This is a genomic window from Leptospira alexanderi serovar Manhao 3 str. L 60, from assembly GCF_000243815.2.
GTDB classification, from domain to species: domain Bacteria; phylum Spirochaetota; class Leptospiria; order Leptospirales; family Leptospiraceae; genus Leptospira; species Leptospira alexanderi.
Genome location: NZ_AHMT02000052.1, coordinates 178,829 through 195,000, shown reverse-complemented (window position 1 = coordinate 195,000; position 16,172 = coordinate 178,829). Strand labels below are relative to the sequence as shown.

The following is a 16,172-nucleotide window of genomic DNA, read 5'->3' as shown; positions in this document are numbered from 1 at the left end:
AAAGAGGGAAGCAGAAAAGGAGCCACACCCGACTTCGTGGGAGTCGCATAGTGAGACCGTTCGGCAATCGCGGTCACGGAATGAATGCGTAGGTCTGTACCTTTCAAACTTAAATTTAGAGGATTCAGAACCTGCGGAAGTTTTTTTCCCGCACCCACGTTAAGAATATTATTCTTATTTAATATACTAAGAGTCTCGTCCATTCCTCTTTGACCGTGATCAAAGGAATGATTATTTCCGAGGAAAACCATATCCACTCCCAAAAATTTAAGAGAATCCAAATCCTTTTCATGAGCTGTAAAAATATAAGCTTTTTTAGATTCTTCCGTTTTGGAGGCAACGACGGGAGTTTCCAGATTGACCATTCTAAAGTCGACTTCGCTAAAAAGGGATTTTAGACCTTTTACGGGCGCAATCTCTCCGTGTTTTTGAATCGTATCCCGGATCCCCCAATTGAACATAACGTCCCCTCCCGCGAGAACTTTGAGCAATTCCGGATCGTGATTATGCTCTGGATGTAAAACGGAATCGATTTTGTCTTGAAAAACCGCGAGAGCCGACGGGGAATTTGTCTCGGAATTTTGGGAAGAAGAATCCTTTAAAAATTCGGGAAGGCAGCCCGCAAAAATATAAAAAAGACCTATAACCGCAAACGTAGAAAAACGGCCTTTCTGAAACAAGGACCTACGACAGAAACGAAAGTTTGTCTCGTAAAAACGAAATATAGGACTGAAGTTTAAGTAAGAACGACAAGGATTTTTTTTTGATAAAATTCGTTTTAAAAACGAGAAATCAGACACGAAGATAGGTTACAAATTCCAATCCGAATTGGAAAGGTTTTTTTAGGACTTTACAGAGCTTAATGAATAAAGCTCCTGACACGTACGCAAGCAAGGGTAATTAAAAACATGGAGAATCCAATCATCCGTTGATTGACATCAATCTTGTGGCAAAACGTTTTTTTAATCTTTCTTATCGAAAACGTTGTTATATTGATTCTCGTGATAGTGATTGGCAATCTCTCACTTTTACTTACGTCCCATTTGTTTACCTCCACCTGCCTTAACTCCGGCTACGATATCTGTTTGGCTAATCAATGTTTGCTTCAATACGTTACTGATCTCTATATAATGGACTGCATCGACCGGGAACGTTATTCTCTCTTAATCCCCGTCGAGAATATCGGATTTGGCTCACTTTGGTTATTTGTTATCGCCGTTTACTCGACTTTATGGTTCGGTATGTCGGCTTATCTTTTTCTTAACGTAGCATTCGGCACGATCGGTCACCTTGGCGTAGGACCATTCTTGGGCCGGATCCCGATTATCAATTACATTGCAGGAAGTTCATTTCATGCGCAACATCATCAGGATATGAATCACAATTTCGGTTTTTATTCAATTGTATGGGATCGTTTATTTGGCACTTTGCGCGCAAGGTTACCACAAACAATTCGGCAAAATACCACATGACGAAATCTAGTATAACGCGTGTTTGGTGTAAAAAAATTCGGAAAATCATCCTGCATCCATTTATCTCGCAGGTTCGATCATTGTTTTTAACTTCTTGAATAACGATTTTCAAGTCCAGAAGGTGGCGCCATTTGTCTAAGCCCCAATCAGCTCCAAATGTTCCTTTCCCCGGTCGATCGCGTCGTAAGGAATCTTAGAATCGAAAGTGGCGAATTTTATCTTATGGTTGGCGCTCAAAGCCAAAAGATAAATATCCGTAAGTTGTTTGGAACTTACGGAGGCGATGTTGAGATAAAATGAAGGAGAATCGATCGAAATGTTATCCGGAATAAATCGATGACCTTTTACTTTTAAGAGAGAGTGTAAAATCGCCGAAGTGACTTCGACCCCTCCCGGACTTCCCGGATAGGAAGAATGGCTCATAATTCGAACCAAAGCGTTTTGAGTGATCGGACAAGTCGACCAACCGTTCTTTGCCTTCCGATCAAACCATTGCCAGGCCTTTTCATGAAAGGTATGATTGGAATCGGAGAGCGCGATCAAAACGTTTACGTCCAAAAGATATCCCATTCTAATTTTCTTCCTCCATGATTGTATTGATGATTTCGTTGGTTACTTTTACTCCTTTCTTTTTGGAAAGCACGGGCCATCCGTAACTGTTGGTTGCGAGTTTAGACGCCGCCTTTCCTCTTTTGACCGCCTCTTCCACTTTTAGATTGTGTTCCAAAGCCTCGATAAACAAGGCTCTCATGGAAATTCCCCTTTCTGCGGCCTTTACCTTCGCTTTCTTATACAATAGATCCGGTATTTCCAACGTAGTTTTCATCACATCTATATTGTCCCGTAAATATGGGATTTTTCAAGCAAATTTCCTAGCTTCTGGACTTTTTAAGGTCCGATTTTAAAAGATTTTCATTCCAAAACCAATCGAATTACGGTCGATTTTGGAAAAATTTTGAGTAAAGGGGAGAATTTAAAGGAGAGGTTTGAAATAAATTAAAGAAAAATAAATTACAAAAATGTGAAATACGCCGTTAGGACGACAATCAAACCGAAAATTCCGACCGGCAAACCTGCGCGAATCATATCCTTGATTTCAAATCCCCCGACCGAATATGCGATCGCATTGGGAGGAGTGCTTACAGGAAGAGACATGGCCAGAGAAGCGGTAAGAGCGATTCCCAAACATATTTCCAAAAGATACGCGTTTGATCCGGGAAAAAGTACCGTAGAAAGTGGAAACGCAAATGGAACCAGAAGATTTGTCGCAGCGGTGTTCGACATAAAAGTGCTCAACAGAAGAGTCAGAACACAAAGAAAGAACAATACATTTACTGCATATTCTGGTTTTGTAATAGGCCTTAGGATTCCCGAAAACCAGGAACCCATTCCACTCTGCTGAAAACCTACTCCGATACCGATTCCGCCCGCAATCAGAATTAAAACGGACCAATCCAAAGAGTTTATATCTTTCTCGTTCAAAATTCCGAATGCGGGAAATAGAATCAACGGTAATAACGCGGTTACTCCCGCAGGAATCCCGTGCAAATTTTCGGTGAACCAAAGAACGACGGTTCCTAAAAAAATCGCGGAAGTCGTCCTGAACGAAAAGGATTTCGCTCCCCCTTCCGGTTCTTGAAACTCCACTACTAAGTTCAAGGAATCCTTCTGCGGAAATAACTTCAAAAGAAGAAACCAAGCGAATAAAATTAAAACGACTACGAGAGGAACCGCAAAAAACATCCAAGTTCCGAAAGGAATAACAATACCTTGTTGTCTAAGGATTCCCATCGCGATGATATTCGGAGGAGATCCGATCGGGGTCCCTACTCCTCCTATGTTCGCCGCAAACGGAATTCCCAGGATCAATGCTTTTCGAAACGGTTCCTTTTCCGGTAAAATCTGTAACAAAGGAAAAGAAAGGGCGATCATCATAGAAGTGGTCGCCGTATTGCTCATCCACATTGATATAAATCCGGTTGTGAACATAAAACCGAGAAGCACCTGATGACTCTTCACCCCAAATTTACGAATGATCCGGTTGGCAAAAAAACGATCTAAACCCGTCTTTACGCAGGCTTTTGCTAATACGAAACCGCCCAAGAATAGTATAATCGAAGAATCCGCCAAAGAAGAAAGAAAGATCGCAGCGGACGGATTTTTATTTTGAGGATATACAAAACCCGGAATGCCGATAGGATTCGCAAAAAAGATAATTTCCAAAAAGATAACGAGAATCGAAGTGGCGTATCCGGGAATCGGTTCGGTCACCCAAAAAACAGCGGCCAAAACGAAAATGCAGATCATAATGGCTACGCTTAAAGGAAATTCAAAACGGACCTGAACAAAAAATAAAATTCCGACTAAGAGCAAAGTTCCAATAATCAAAGTTAAGTTGCGTTTCATTTGGATATTTAAAAGATAAAAATAGAATTTTATAATATTCTAAATAAACTTCCAGCCGAATTTCATAAAAAATCGGTACGCGGAAATAATAAAAAGTCTAATATGCAAAAAACCTTTCTTAGAAGAGTTTCCACCCTTGTGAAAAATTTGGATCTTCGGAAAGTAATCCTTACGGCCCAAACGCATCGAAAGATCAAAATCCTCGAAATACAAAAAAAATCTTTCGTCAAATCCGCCGATTCTCTGTAAAGATTCGGTCCTCGCAAAGATAAAACAACCACTTACAAGAGGTACAAATTCCTGTGCTTGTTCCCAATCCTTTTCCTTAAGATCGTATTGATCCAAATATTTACGAAACGATTTTCTAAAAATACTTGGAGCAAAGGATCTCAGAAACAAAACGAAAACGGTAGGATAAGATTTTACTAAAAACTGCATCTTACGTTCTCCATTCTGATCGTTCTCCCAATCCCAAACGGATGGAACCACCGCATCGCATTCCGGATGTTCGCTCAGATAACGAACGCACAACTTCAATGTTTCCGGAATCATCTTAATATCCGGATTAAGAACCAAATGAAATTTTGTATCCGATTTTAAAATGGAACGATTGTTCGCCACTCCATAACCCGGATTTTCGGGGAAATGAATATATCGAAATTCGACGTGATTCTTTAACGAAGGTTCCTTCGCAAAGCCGTCCAATATCGCTTTTACTTCCTCTCCCCATAGGGGAGAATTGTCCAACACGTCGATTTTATATCGAATCGTTTTTGAAGTATGAGAGATTTGATATGCGATTGAGTTTAGAAGCGAAAAAAACGATTCTTTAAAAATAGATAAATTCGGTTTATATAATACGATAGAAACGGTAATTCCAAAATCCAAAATTCAATCCTCAAGGAAATTTTATCAATTTAAAACTCTTCTTTTGCGCCTTTTCCAACAAACCTGAAGCGAAAATCAACGTCATATTATAACGAAACAATTTAGAACTTTTAATTTTCTTGAAATTTTTATACAAAACTTCATACAAAACAGTAAGAAATTTTTTAAGCGAATCAAAAATAACCTTATACGTCGTTCTTGCTTTCGCATGAATAAAAATTAAATTCTATTTTTTAAATCATTCGCTTTCAATTCAAAATTTATCGGCTCGTTTCAACTTTCAAAATCCAAGAGCTGGAGAAATTCACACAAATTACGTTTTCAGAGTGAAACTTGAAAAAACTGTAAAATTCTCGCGTGAAAGTTACAAAGAACTTACTCTATGAAAAAAAATTCGCTCTTAGACACGACATGAGGTCAGAGCAAAAACCGTCATAGCCCGATCCGAACCTTTCTAGTCCATTCCGAATTTCCTAAAAATTTATTAGGAGCACACATATTCGATGTTAGGGTTAACACGATTAGGATCAGTCGTATATTATTATATGCAATTGTTTTAAAGTTCTAAATCCGAATCGCTTAGAACTCGTCCCAAAACCTCAAAAAAATATATCTAAACGATCCCGCAAGTTTCTAAAAAATATGGGAGTCCCCACAGTTTACATCGCATTGACAGTTTATGCCGCTTCTGTGCGATTTTTTCCGTCGTTTAAAATTGTAGGAGTTCCCACATTCTAAGGTTTTGATACCGGTTCTAATGTACGAATTTTCAAATCAGCGATTTACTACTCGGACGCATAAAAAGAATACTGTAATAAGTTTGTTTCAAAAGTTAGAATATTAGATCTTCTTTAAAAAAGCCAACAATTCTGGATTCGGCGCAATTTTGTGAGACTTCTATATCTCTGTAAAAATCGCTCGTTAATTCTTGGTACCATTTTCATACGTCCGAGTAGTATAATCCAAATACCAAACAAAAGACGATAAGTCGGATTTATCATCGACCTAATTTTGGGACATTCTACCGACAAGATGTTTATAAAAGGACGATTGTTTTTTCGTAACCCCATCACGGATTCCCCACAGAATATGACGGTAGGTCTGATATTTCGAATTTGAAAAAATGGGTAGAATCAAAAAACGAAAAATCGCTTTAAAAACCACCTCTAATTTAAACCGAAATGGAATATGGGACATTCTACATAGATACATTCCGTTTCTAAACAGAAAATACCACCGAAAAGGAGAATGAATCGCTACTTTAAAAAGTCCCAAAATGTTTCTGGAGTCGTTTCCTATGGAATGGTTCATTCTCACTTTGGAAACGATTTTATGAACGTAACCTTTATAATTCGCCCGAAAGCACCACTCGTAATCCAAATAGTCTATAAAGAAATCCTGATAGATCAAACCCACGTCTTTAAAAACATCCAAGGAATAAAAACTTCCCGAAGTGATTAGAAATTCCGCGTTCAAAATTCCGGATTCGTTCTCCCGAATTCCGTAAATATTACGATTTTTGATCGTATCAAAAATATTAGGACCGAAAGACGCGACTTTCTCGTTCCGGGACTTTTGTATCCCATATTCCCCGACTTTTTGCAGAAAAGTTCGAATCTCAGACGTTTCCAAAAAGCTATCCTGATCGAACAACCAAACATGTGTATATCGATTCGTTTGTGCGTATTCGATTCCTCGATTTAAAGCGAACCCTAAACCTAGATTGGATTCGTTTTCTATAAGTACGTTTTGTTTTCCAATCTTGGAACGGATTGAAGATACGTTTGCGGATCGGTTATCTACGACTAAAACCGGAACGGAATTCGAATTTAAGTTTTGGATATTTTTGTGGGTAAAATTAAAATCCGGGTTGAAAGTGACTATAACGGCTAACGGAGAAAATTTCTCTAACATACATTCTACTTTTTACGAAAAGGAGCAAACCACCTACGATTCATCCATCTTAAAGTTTCGTTAAACCGACCGTCGTGCATTTTACGAATTTCCGACCTTTTACGAATCAATCCGGGTATCATTCGTAAAAATCCGAATGGCACTCCCAGTATTTTCGGACTCGTAAAGAAGACATGGAAACAGATACTCACTCCGAAAAAAAGTATGTGGTGAAATATATAACGTAGAGCATAAGACAAAGGCATATTTTTCCAATAGACGACTAACGCGTTCCTTAAACCGTAATAGAGGGAAAACGCACTTTTCTCTTCCGTGGACCCAAATCCGTGATGATAGACTTTGATATTCGGACTAAAAAGAACCCGTTCTCCGACTAGTCTCGCACGGAAACTTAAGTCAATATCTTCCATATAACAAAAAAAATCAGCATCGAACCCGCCCAATCTTTCATAAACTTCCGTCCGAATGGCCATCGCTCCTCCGCATGCGGAAAAAATTTCCGCTTCTCTCAAATACTCTTCGGAGAGAACTCGATTATATCCCCTTCTCCATGCGGCCCCCGAGACGTGATAGATATCACCCGCCCCGTCGATTAGTTCCCCCCGATTTTCCTTGAGCATCAAAAAAGAAACGATGGAATATTCTCTTCCTTTGGACTCAAGCGTTCTTTCGCATTCCAAAAAGAAATCGTCACTCAAACGAGAATCCGGATTGATAAATAAAGTCCAATCCGATTTCGGTGCGGCTTTGACCGCCTCGTTGTTTCCCCCCGCAAAACCTAAATTCTTGGAACTAAAATGGACCAATCTTCTATCTTTTTTGGAAAGCCGTTTGAGTTGTTCTTGCGTATCGTCCTTGGAATCATTGTCCCAAATTACCCAGGTCCAATTGGGAGGCAATTTGATGGAATCGTTTAATGCGGAAACGTATTTTCCGGAATTGTATGTAACTGTTATAATATTATAATATTGCATTCAAAAACTTAAATTTCGATCCACTCAATTCTGTAAAAATTAGCGTCCACACATAACAGAGTTATTGAAAAATTAAATCTTGTACGACTTCTTTTACATTCAAACGAATGATTGGATCCGCTTTGTTAATCGGAGAGACAAAACTTTCAATAATCCTATGTAAAAGTTCTTACATTCTGATGTTTTAAGACTGACTCTAAGACAAAAACAGAAAACTTCGCGGAGTTTTAAAACATAAAATCTTCACGAACTCAGTAGATCTTTTCTCGGAGCACTTTCGTAAGATATTCTCCATATCCGGTTTTTTTGAGAGGGACTATCAACTGTTCGAGTTGGGATCCGTCAATAAAGCCTTTCCTAAAAGCAATTTCCTCCGGACAGGCCACTTTAAGACCCTGTCTTTTTTCGATCGTCTCTATAAACACTGATGCCTCTAAAAGAGATTCGTGAGTTCCTGTGTCTAACCAAGCGTATCCGCGCCCCATCACTTGAACGCTCAATGTTCCTCGCTCCAAATAGACTTTATTTACATCGGTAATTTCCAATTCTCCCCTTGCGGAAGGTTTGATTGACTTGGCGATATTTACGACGTCCTCGTCATAAAAATACAATCCCGTGACCGCGTAATTGGACTTCGGTTTAACAGGTTTTTCTTCGATCGAAATCGCGCGCCTTGCCGAATCAAATTCCACCACTCCATATCTTTCCGGATCTTGGACTGGATATGCAAATACAGTCGAACCGTTCGTCTTTTTTGAAGCGTTTTCCAAAAGAGCGAAAAGATCATGACCGAAATAGATATTATCTCCTAGAATCAAAACGGAAGGATTTTCTTTGACGAAATTCTCTCCGATCCAATATGCTTGCGCCAATCCTCCCGGTTCGGGCTGAACCGCATATTCGATGGAAATTCCCCATTGTTTTCCGTCTCCTAAAAGTTCTCGATACATTGGAGTTGCCTGAGGTGTGGAAATCAAGAGTATCTCTCGAATGCCAGCCAACATAAGCGTTGTTAGTGGATAATAAATCATCGGTTTATCGTAAACCGGTAAAAGTTGTTTGGAAACGACGTATGTAACCGGATAAAGCCTTGTTCCGGAGCCGCCTGCGAGTATGATTCCTTTTCTTGATTTCATCTAACGTTTCTCGTACTGATTTTCATAATATTCTTTATATTGACCGGAAAGAATTTCCTTCCACCAAGACTCGTTGTCTAAATACCACCGGACCGTCTCTCTAAGGGCCGATTCAAATCCGAATTTAGGCTTCCATCCTAGCTCTTTTTCGATTTTGGAAGGATCGATAGCGTAACGAAAATCGTGTCCAGGTCTATCCTTGACATATTGGATTAATCTAGAATGAGGAACTCCGGAAGGACGCAGCTCGTCCATGATCGAACAGATGGAATTCACTATGTCTATATTTTTTTTCTCATTTCTAGTTCCTATGTTATAAGTCTCTCCCGGCAATCCTTGGAACAAGGCAAGACGTAAGGCTTCGCAATGATCCTTAACGTATAACCAATCCCTAATATTCTTTCCATCTCCGTAAACGGGAAGAGGTTTCCCTTGTAGACAATTCAAAATCATCAAAGGAATCAACTTCTCTGGAAAATGATAGGGACCATAATTATTAGAACAATTTGTAGTCACGACCGGCATATGATACGTATGAAAGTAAGATCTTACGATATGGTCCGAACTGGCTTTAGAGGCCGAATAAGGCGAGTTAGGCGCATAAGGGGTTTCTTCGGTAAAATATCCAGTATCTCCTAAAGTCCCGAACACTTCGTCCGTGGATACGTGAAGAAATTTTTTTCCTTCATAAGATTCCTTCCATTGTAACCGAGCGGCATCCAAAAGATAAAAAGTGCCTAACACATTCGTTTTGATGAACTCTTCCGGACCCAAAATGGAACGATCCACATGACTTTCTGCTGCAAAGTGCGCCACGTAATCGAATCTATGTTCTTGAAAGATCGAAAATACCTCTTCCTTGTTCGCGATGTCTGCCTTTACAAAAATAAATCGAGAATCCTTTCTCCAAGATTCCAAACTTTTCAGATTTCCCGCATAAGTCAGTTTATCTAAGACAACTACCTGATATTCTTTGGTATCGTTTAAAATGAGATTCACAAAATTAGAACCTATAAAACCGGCCCCGCCTGTGACTAAAATTTTTTCATACTTTTTTCCCGGAAATCTCGGCGAGTTCTTTCAGACAGAGAGTTAAATCTTCTTTCCAATGCGGAACAGGACCGAAAATTTTTCGAGTTTCATCCAAATCTAAAATTGAGTATCTAGGTCTCGGAGCGGGTGTGGGATAACTTTCCGTAGGAATCGGGGAAATCGGTTTTAAATTCTCTATCAATGATAAAGAATGTGAGATATCTCGAATTGCAACCGCAAAATCGTACCAACTCGCGATTCCGGAATTGGAAAAATGTAAAATCTCCGGATACACCCTTCCCTTTAGAATTCCGTAAATTAAGAATATTATAAAATCAGAAAGCCTTCCTGCCCACGTAGGCCTTCCTAACTGATCCTCAATCACTTTTAATTCAATATGATTGGGATCTTGCAAAAGTTTCAGAATCGTCTTCGGAAAATTTTTTCCGTGTGAGGAATACACCCAACTAGTACGGACAATATTGGCCTGTCTAGAATCTGCAAATATATTTCGGACCCATCCTTCCCCTTCCGCTTTCGATAATCCGTAAATCCCTTTCGGAGAAAGAGTCGAATTCGGTTTCCAAAAGCGAATCGTATCTCGGACCGTTTCTGAATTTGCATCGAAGACAAAGTCCGTGGATATGTAAATCAAATGGATCTTTTTTTTTAGGCATTCTTCCGAAATTCTTTTTACCGATAAGGAATTGATCTCGTAAGCTTTTTCCGAATCCGATTCCGCCTTATCCACCGCCGTATAAGCTCCGCAATGGATTAAGATCCGCGGAGAATCCTTCAAAATTCGTTCGACCGAACTAAGATCCGTTAGATCCCATTCTTCCCTTCCGAATCCGACCGATTCCAAACCTTCGGTTTTGAATCGTCTGGCCAATTCCCAACCCAATTGACCGTTTTTTCCTGTATAATAAATCATATTCTAATATACGAATGGACTTTTGAAATCGACTAGAAAAGGAGTTCCTTGATCCCTGGGAGATACGATAAATTCAGAATCAGGTAACCATGTTTTCCAAGGAATGCCTAACGTAGGATCGTCCCAACGAATTCCTACCTCATTTTGTGGACTATATTCCTTCGTCACCTTATATAAAAAATCGGTCTTGTCTTCCAAGGTTAAAAATCCGTGAGCAAATCCGGGAGGAACCCAAAAGATATTTTTATTTTCCTCGGATAATTCCACGGAAAGCCATTTTCTGTAAGTTGGAGAACCTACTCGAACGTCTACTACCACATCGACGACTTTGCCTCTTACGACACGCACCAACTTACCCTGTTCGTAGGGAGGAACTTGTAGATGCATTCCTCTTAATACTCCGCGAGAAGATCTAGAATGGTTATCTTGAGAGAAGTGAGTCGGTATATTCTCACTTTCGAATAATGATGTCTTAAAAGTCTCAAAGAAAAAACCTCGTTCATCTCCGAAAACCTTGGGTTCAATTAAAACGGGTCCTTCTATGGGAAATCTTTTGAATTGCATATAAATTAACTTGTTTCAGGCAATAAGATCGTTCAAAAACTATGACAAAAAACACTTCGTCTTCGAATAAAAACATTTTGAGACTATGGTAAATTATTTTTGAGATAAGTTATAGTTTCATAAAATCTTCCAATCTACATCTCAGGATTACCACAAAATCCTAATTGCTTGAGATCGCGATCAAAATTTTCATCTTTCTCATTCACAGAAAATATGAATTTATTCCCGACGATTTCTTTGGGAATTCTAAGTTTTGGGGCAGAATGTAAAATTTTAAATCGATTCTTTACACTCCCTCTCTCAGTTTAGGTCCCATCTTCTTCTGCAAATCTTATATTGCAAACTATGAAAAAAATTTATAGGATACATGTCAGATCCTAATAAGTCACTATGAGGAGAATAAAATCTGTCGGATTCCAATGAGCCTCCCCATTTTCTGATTAGTAATTTTCGATCCGATCTACCAATTTTATATTTAGGGTCATATTCTTGAAAAGATCTCTTAAGTGTATAAGAAGAGACAAAACTTGAGAAAGGGTTGCTTACGATCCTAAAATTTTCCTCAAGGAGTCTTAGAGAAAAATCCACGTCCCAATAATCACTTTGAAAAGATTCATCAAGGCCGTTTAATAAATCCCAATTCTTTCGAGATACCAGAAACACGTTACGCGAAATTGCAGAAACATTCTTCTCGATAAATTCTCCAGACCAAATTTTAGCTTCCGCTACTGTAATTCCATTACCTGCAATACCAATGAATCCTTTTTTCCCGAGAAGCAAAGAAGAATAAACGAGTTCATTTTTCTGATTGAAAATAATCGGACAAACTGCGCCTATTCCAGAAGATTGCGCATGCTGCAGCAATTCATACAACCAATTCTCGTTCTTCGGTTTAAAACAAGGATTCCAAAATAAAATGTAAGAACCTTCTGCATCAGAAACAATTGAATTGATATTTTTAGCGGAAAGATCCGAGCCAGAAAACTCAAGTATTTTAAATCGAACTCGATCTTGAAATTCTTTCAAAACAGATTGAGGGATTTCAGATTTCGTCCGATTATTTCCAACGCTTAGAAAAATTTCTAAGTGAAAATCGGAAGGAGTCAATCTAATCATTTCATAAATATCTTGAAAGCCATTTCCCAGTATAGCCTCTATATCGAGAACAATAACCGAAATCAATTTGTTTAATTTCAACCTACGGATCGGATGATAGGTAAACGGATAATATCCTGAAACGATTTTTTCCACTTCTTCTCTTCTGTCTTTATAATGTTCTAAGATCGCCCTTTTAGAACTTTCTTCACAGATTTCTGCTTTTTTTCTTGAAAAACTTTCTCCGTGAAGACGCCATACGTATAAAAAATATGGCAGTCTTCTAATCCGATCGGTATGTCTGCACGCACGAAGCGCAAATTCATGATCCTGGCTTCCGTCGTAACCTTCCCGAATTCCACCCATTCGATAAATTAAGTTTTTTGAAACTACCACAAAATGGCAGATATAATTATGAGATATTAATTTTTCAGGCGAGAACTCCGGTTTTGTAGATAAGGAAAATACTCCGGGAATCTTTGACTGAAAAATTTCGTCAGAATAAAGAAACTCAGGTCTATTTTTTTCTTCTTGGAGAGCTTCCAAGACGATCGATAACGCGTTTTTTGACAAACGATCATCGTGATCTAGAAATGCAACGTATTCGCCTACGGCGCATTCAAACGCTTTCCGAGTCGCTAAACTGATTCCTCCATTTTTATCCGAACGAAGATATCGAATTCGAGAATCTGCTTTACATCGTTCTTTCAGATAATTTCCGGGTCTTTCATCCGGAGAAGCATCGTCGATAAAAATGAGTTCCCAGTTTTCGTAAGTTTGCATCTCAACGGAACGAACCATTTCCTTTAGATACTTTCTTTTCGTATTATAAACGGGTACAAGTATGCTAATCAAAGGTCGATAAGAGTATTCTGATTTATGAATATTTTTATTCCTAGAATAAAGGAAAAAATAATATTGATACTGCCTTAAAAGGTATTTTAACTTTCGGCGAAATTTACCGATCTCTAAAAATAAAGTTCGCATCTTTAATTTTTATACCGCCACATTAAGGTTTTAGAATTTATAATTTGTTTCAAAATACAATTCTCATCTTTTTCAAACTTTCGAATAGTACCAAGCAATATAAAAGTCGCTATAATTGGTTAGGAAAAGTTTTATTCTGTGTAATCGGCAAGTTTACTTAGATAATAAAAATCAAAACTCATAGTATCCGAATAGAAAAAAGACTCTAACTAGTCGTCCCTGAAAAAGTGATCTCCTAATTAAAATGGTTGCACCAAAGAGAAATTTGATCCAGAAACAAAAAGAAAGCTCGGAATAGCTTTCTGAAATTACAACCGGCAGCGGATAGGATGGCATTGATACGATCTCCTTCTTGACCTTTCAGAAAGTTCCGATCCATCTTGTGACCCTGTTTCAAATGAGAAATGATCGGTTCAATGGCGGCTCTTCTGTTCATCCATTTCCTTTGCCAACGAGACATTTTCTTTCTGCTTTTATTGGAAAGGTGAACTTCCACATCGACCGGATGATGATCGTTTCCTTTGTAACCTTGATCCACATAACACTCCTTAGGTCGAAAGCCGGTTATCTTTTCCATCTGGTTGATGGCATTCTTCAAAGTATGACCGTCATACGGATTACCGTGCAAGGCTTGAACGCCAACAATCCAATTGGATTTACTGGTAGTAACTAAACTTGTCTTACAACCGAATTCATACTTCTTATGAATTTTACCTTTAGAGATACACTCCACTTCCGGAGCATGAACGCTGTAGATTTTACCTTTACTATTTTTTTCTTGCGTTAGAATCTTCTCGGAAATTTCTAAAAGAGATTGAAGTCGTTTATTAGGATTTTCTACTTTTCGCTCTATGTCGCGTTTTACTCGAGCTAAATACGTTTTTAAACGTTTCGTTTCTTTCTTGGCCCGTTTACTTTGTTTTGCATGTGAATAACGTCCTTGTTTAATGAGTGCTAATTTACTCTTTCGTTTATAACTTTGTCTTAGTTTGATGCCTTCTTTTACGGCTTATTCAACTAACGTGTGTCTGGCTTTATGATACAGCTTCGCATCCGTTGGAAAAGTGATCGCTTTCTCCTGAACCGTCGTATCTACATTCACTCTCGTAAATTCTTGATGCGTTATCTGACCTTCTCGTTGTCCTAACAAGATTGTCTCTTCTAAGAATTTCTCTACACCTTCACTGCCGATTCGTTTTCTCCATTTTACTAAACTCGTCGGATCACAAGGAAAATCGTGTTCGAAATATTCATTCCCGCAGAAATATTGCCAATAGGGATTCTCTAAATATTTTTCTACTACACCTTCATCCGATACGTTATACGCGTATTTCAAGTAATGCAGGCCGACTAACAAGCGAATCGGCAATCCAGGTCGACCCGTTTTCTCTGTGTAGTGCTTCCCAAATTCTTTCTCAAATTTTCCCCAGTCTATCTTCTTCGCTAATTGATACAACGGATGTTTATGATCGAGTATCTGGTCTAATCTATTTCGAAAAAGTTCACTTTGATTCTGGCGTTGCGAGGTTGTTTCTGGTTTCATTTTCACCGGGTTTTGGATGCGCTTCTGCTTCTTTCCGGTGATTTTGTTTTTTATTCTTTCCCTTTGGATAGCGTTTTATTCACGTTATTCGTATTTTTAACCCTTTTTCAGGGACGACTAACTACTTCAATGAAAACAACGTTCCGAAATTAATTCACGTAACCTTTTTCATTCGAATTTTTAATTGGAGTACACATAAAATTAAAAATAGTTAGTTATATTAGAAACTTATGTTTTTTTAAATTTTATAAAAAATGATCAAACCTACTCCAAAGATTCTTAATTTTGATTTTCATAAAGATGCGAAAAACTTCAAACAACGGACGAAAAATCTTACGATTTCGAAAATGATAGGATTTTTAGTCAGTATCAAAAACTGTTCTTCTAATTCTCTTGCTTTTAAATGACGCATGAATAAAATCTCTATGTTTTCAATATACAGCTGTCTATGATTTTTGAACAACTGCAAGTAAAGGGGCAAATACGACTCTATAGAACGACTTGAGCGAGATACGTGCCCTCTTCTATAATAAAACATCACTTGAGGTATTCTATGAATATCTCTTCCTTTTTCAATCAACGAAAGCCAAAAATCATAATCTTCCCATTCGTTCTTCATATTTTCATTAAATCCGCCGACTTCCTTCCAGTCCGACTTTCTAAATACGGCGGATACGAATATACAATTATCCAAAAGTATATCCGGAAAACGATATTCGGGAAGATTCCACTTCCCTTTTATAGATCCGAAAAACTCCGCTTCGCAATACACAATCCCTAAAGACGGTTTTTCTTCGTAAGCAGACATCGCCTCCAAGAGATAATCTTTGTGGATCATATCATCTGAATCCAAAGGTAAGATGAACTCTCCTCTAGCTGCGGCAATTCCCACATTTCTGGCCACGGCCGGACCCGATCGATCAATTTTGATTACAGTATATATTTTTTTAAGCTTTTCAAGCTCTTCGATTGTATATTCGTCGTCCGAACCGTCGTCCACGACAATTATTTCCCAATTCTTATAATTTTGCTCGATAACACTTTTGATAGCTTGGTGGATGTACCTTCCATAATTATAACACGGGATAATTACAGAGACGAGTAGAGTATTTGACATTTTTAGAATATTAAAAAATATAAATATTTTATCAGTAAATTTAAAGCGAATCGCAAAATTTTAAGAGAAAAAACTCAGCAGTTCCAATAAATTGCGCACGTTTCACAAAT

General features: G+C 38.3%; 14 protein-coding genes and 1 pseudogene (1 of these 15 cut by a window edge). 1 reads left to right on the top strand and 14 read right to left on the bottom strand.

Features of this window, described 5'->3' with window-relative positions; genetic code table 11:
- A protein-coding gene (locus LEP1GSC062_RS17020; protein ID WP_020985011.1) for a CapA family protein crosses the window boundary here: on the bottom strand, positions 1-800 show its 5' portion. It extends 523 nt beyond the left edge of the window; only the first 800 of its 1,323 coding nucleotides appear in the window; it begins with the start codon at positions 798-800; its stop codon lies off the left edge, out of view.
- Positions 801-1,130: 330 nt separating this feature from the next.
- Here LEP1GSC062_RS17020 and LEP1GSC062_RS25945 point away from each other — a divergent pair, with 330 nt between their 5' ends.
- A complete protein-coding gene (locus tag LEP1GSC062_RS25945) occupies positions 1,131-1,472 on the top strand; it encodes a sterol desaturase family protein (RefSeq protein ID WP_020984948.1) in 342 nt (113 codons plus the stop codon).
- Between the two features lie 135 nt (positions 1,473-1,607).
- On the opposite strand, the gene LEP1GSC062_RS17010 is transcribed toward LEP1GSC062_RS25945, so the two are convergent.
- From LEP1GSC062_RS17010 to LEP1GSC062_RS16935, 13 genes and pseudogenes are all read right to left on the bottom strand, one after another.
- On the bottom strand, positions 1,608-2,042 hold the full coding sequence (locus LEP1GSC062_RS17010; protein ID WP_010578318.1) for a TA system VapC family ribonuclease toxin: 435 nt from the start codon (positions 2,040-2,042) through the stop codon (positions 1,608-1,610).
- A 1-nt stretch (position 2,043) separates the two neighbouring features.
- Positions 2,044-2,298, bottom strand: a complete 255-nt coding sequence (locus LEP1GSC062_RS17005) for a hypothetical protein (RefSeq protein ID WP_010578319.1) — start codon at positions 2,296-2,298, stop codon at positions 2,044-2,046.
- Positions 2,299-2,483: 185 nt separating this feature from the next.
- The gene (locus tag LEP1GSC062_RS17000; RefSeq protein ID WP_010578320.1) at positions 2,484-3,878 is read right to left on the bottom strand and encodes a DASS family sodium-coupled anion symporter; all 1,395 of its coding nucleotides are present in this window, start codon (positions 3,876-3,878) and stop codon (positions 2,484-2,486) included.
- Between the two features lie 39 nt (positions 3,879-3,917).
- Positions 3,918-4,766 carry a glycosyltransferase gene (locus LEP1GSC062_RS16995; protein WP_010578321.1) on the bottom strand — a complete coding sequence of 283 codons (849 nt, stop codon included), beginning with the start codon at positions 4,764-4,766 and terminating at the stop codon, positions 3,918-3,920.
- A 1,005-nt stretch (positions 4,767-5,771) separates the two neighbouring features.
- Complete coding sequence (locus tag LEP1GSC062_RS16985) at positions 5,772-6,680, bottom strand: glycosyltransferase family 2 protein (protein WP_010578322.1); 909 nt, start codon at positions 6,678-6,680, stop codon at positions 5,772-5,774.
- Between the two features lie 5 nt (positions 6,681-6,685).
- On the bottom strand, positions 6,686-7,654 hold the full coding sequence (locus LEP1GSC062_RS16980; protein WP_010578323.1) for a glycosyltransferase family 2 protein: 969 nt from the start codon (positions 7,652-7,654) through the stop codon (positions 6,686-6,688).
- A 251-nt stretch (positions 7,655-7,905) separates the two neighbouring features.
- The gene (gene rfbA, locus LEP1GSC062_RS16975) at positions 7,906-8,790 is read right to left on the bottom strand and encodes a glucose-1-phosphate thymidylyltransferase RfbA (protein ID WP_010578324.1); all 885 of its coding nucleotides are present in this window, start codon (positions 8,788-8,790) and stop codon (positions 7,906-7,908) included.
- Positions 8,791-9,831 (bottom strand): dTDP-glucose 4,6-dehydratase, encoded by a 1,041-nt coding sequence (gene rfbB, locus LEP1GSC062_RS16970; RefSeq protein WP_039942467.1) that lies wholly within the window; start codon positions 9,829-9,831, stop codon positions 8,791-8,793.
- 4 nt (positions 9,832-9,835) lie between these two features.
- Positions 9,836-10,756 carry a dTDP-4-dehydrorhamnose reductase gene (gene rfbD / locus LEP1GSC062_RS16965; RefSeq protein WP_039942465.1) on the bottom strand — a complete coding sequence of 307 codons (921 nt, stop codon included), beginning with the start codon at positions 10,754-10,756 and terminating at the stop codon, positions 9,836-9,838.
- Between the two features lie 3 nt (positions 10,757-10,759).
- Complete coding sequence (gene rfbC, locus LEP1GSC062_RS16960) at positions 10,760-11,320, bottom strand: dTDP-4-dehydrorhamnose 3,5-epimerase (protein WP_010578325.1); 561 nt, start codon at positions 11,318-11,320, stop codon at positions 10,760-10,762.
- Positions 11,321-11,620: 300 nt separating this feature from the next.
- Positions 11,621-13,402, bottom strand: coding sequence for a glycosyltransferase family 2 protein (locus LEP1GSC062_RS16955; protein ID WP_020985010.1), 1,782 nt, complete (start codon positions 13,400-13,402; stop codon positions 11,621-11,623).
- A 235-nt stretch (positions 13,403-13,637) separates the two neighbouring features.
- Positions 13,638-14,945: pseudogene (locus LEP1GSC062_RS22275) on the bottom strand (IS5 family transposase).
- A gap of 292 nt (positions 14,946-15,237) precedes the next feature.
- Positions 15,238-16,062, bottom strand: coding sequence for a glycosyltransferase family A protein (locus LEP1GSC062_RS16935; protein ID WP_020984922.1), 825 nt, complete (start codon positions 16,060-16,062; stop codon positions 15,238-15,240).
- Positions 16,063-16,172 lie beyond the last annotated feature (110 nt).

Excerpts from the sequence above, each read along its gene's own strand:
- LEP1GSC062_RS25945 (WP_020984948.1), top strand. The coding sequence starts at position 1,131 with ATGGACTGCATCGACCGGGAACGTTATTCTCTCTTAATCCCCGTCGAG.
- LEP1GSC062_RS17010 (WP_010578318.1), bottom strand. The coding sequence starts at position 2,042 with ATGGGATATCTTTTGGACGTAAACGTTTTGATCGCGCTCTCCGATTCC.
- LEP1GSC062_RS17005 (WP_010578319.1), bottom strand. The coding sequence starts at position 2,298 with ATGAAAACTACGTTGGAAATACCGGATCTATTGTATAAGAAAGCGAAG.
- LEP1GSC062_RS17000 (WP_010578320.1), bottom strand. The coding sequence starts at position 3,878 with ATGAAACGCAACTTAACTTTGATTATTGGAACTTTGCTCTTAGTCGGA.
- LEP1GSC062_RS16985 (WP_010578322.1), bottom strand. The coding sequence starts at position 6,680 with ATGTTAGAGAAATTTTCTCCGTTAGCCGTTATAGTCACTTTCAACCCG.
- LEP1GSC062_RS16980 (WP_010578323.1), bottom strand. The coding sequence starts at position 7,654 with ATGCAATATTATAATATTATAACAGTTACATACAATTCCGGAAAATAC.
- rfbA (WP_010578324.1), bottom strand. The coding sequence starts at position 8,790 with ATGAAATCAAGAAAAGGAATCATACTCGCAGGCGGCTCCGGAACAAGG.
- rfbD (WP_039942465.1), bottom strand. The coding sequence starts at position 10,756 with ATGATTTATTATACAGGAAAAAACGGTCAATTGGGTTGGGAATTGGCC.
- rfbC (WP_010578325.1), bottom strand. The coding sequence starts at position 11,320 with ATGCAATTCAAAAGATTTCCCATAGAAGGACCCGTTTTAATTGAACCC.
- LEP1GSC062_RS16955 (WP_020985010.1), bottom strand. The coding sequence starts at position 13,402 with ATGCGAACTTTATTTTTAGAGATCGGTAAATTTCGCCGAAAGTTAAAA.
- LEP1GSC062_RS16935 (WP_020984922.1), bottom strand. The coding sequence starts at position 16,062 with ATGTCAAATACTCTACTCGTCTCTGTAATTATCCCGTGTTATAATTAT.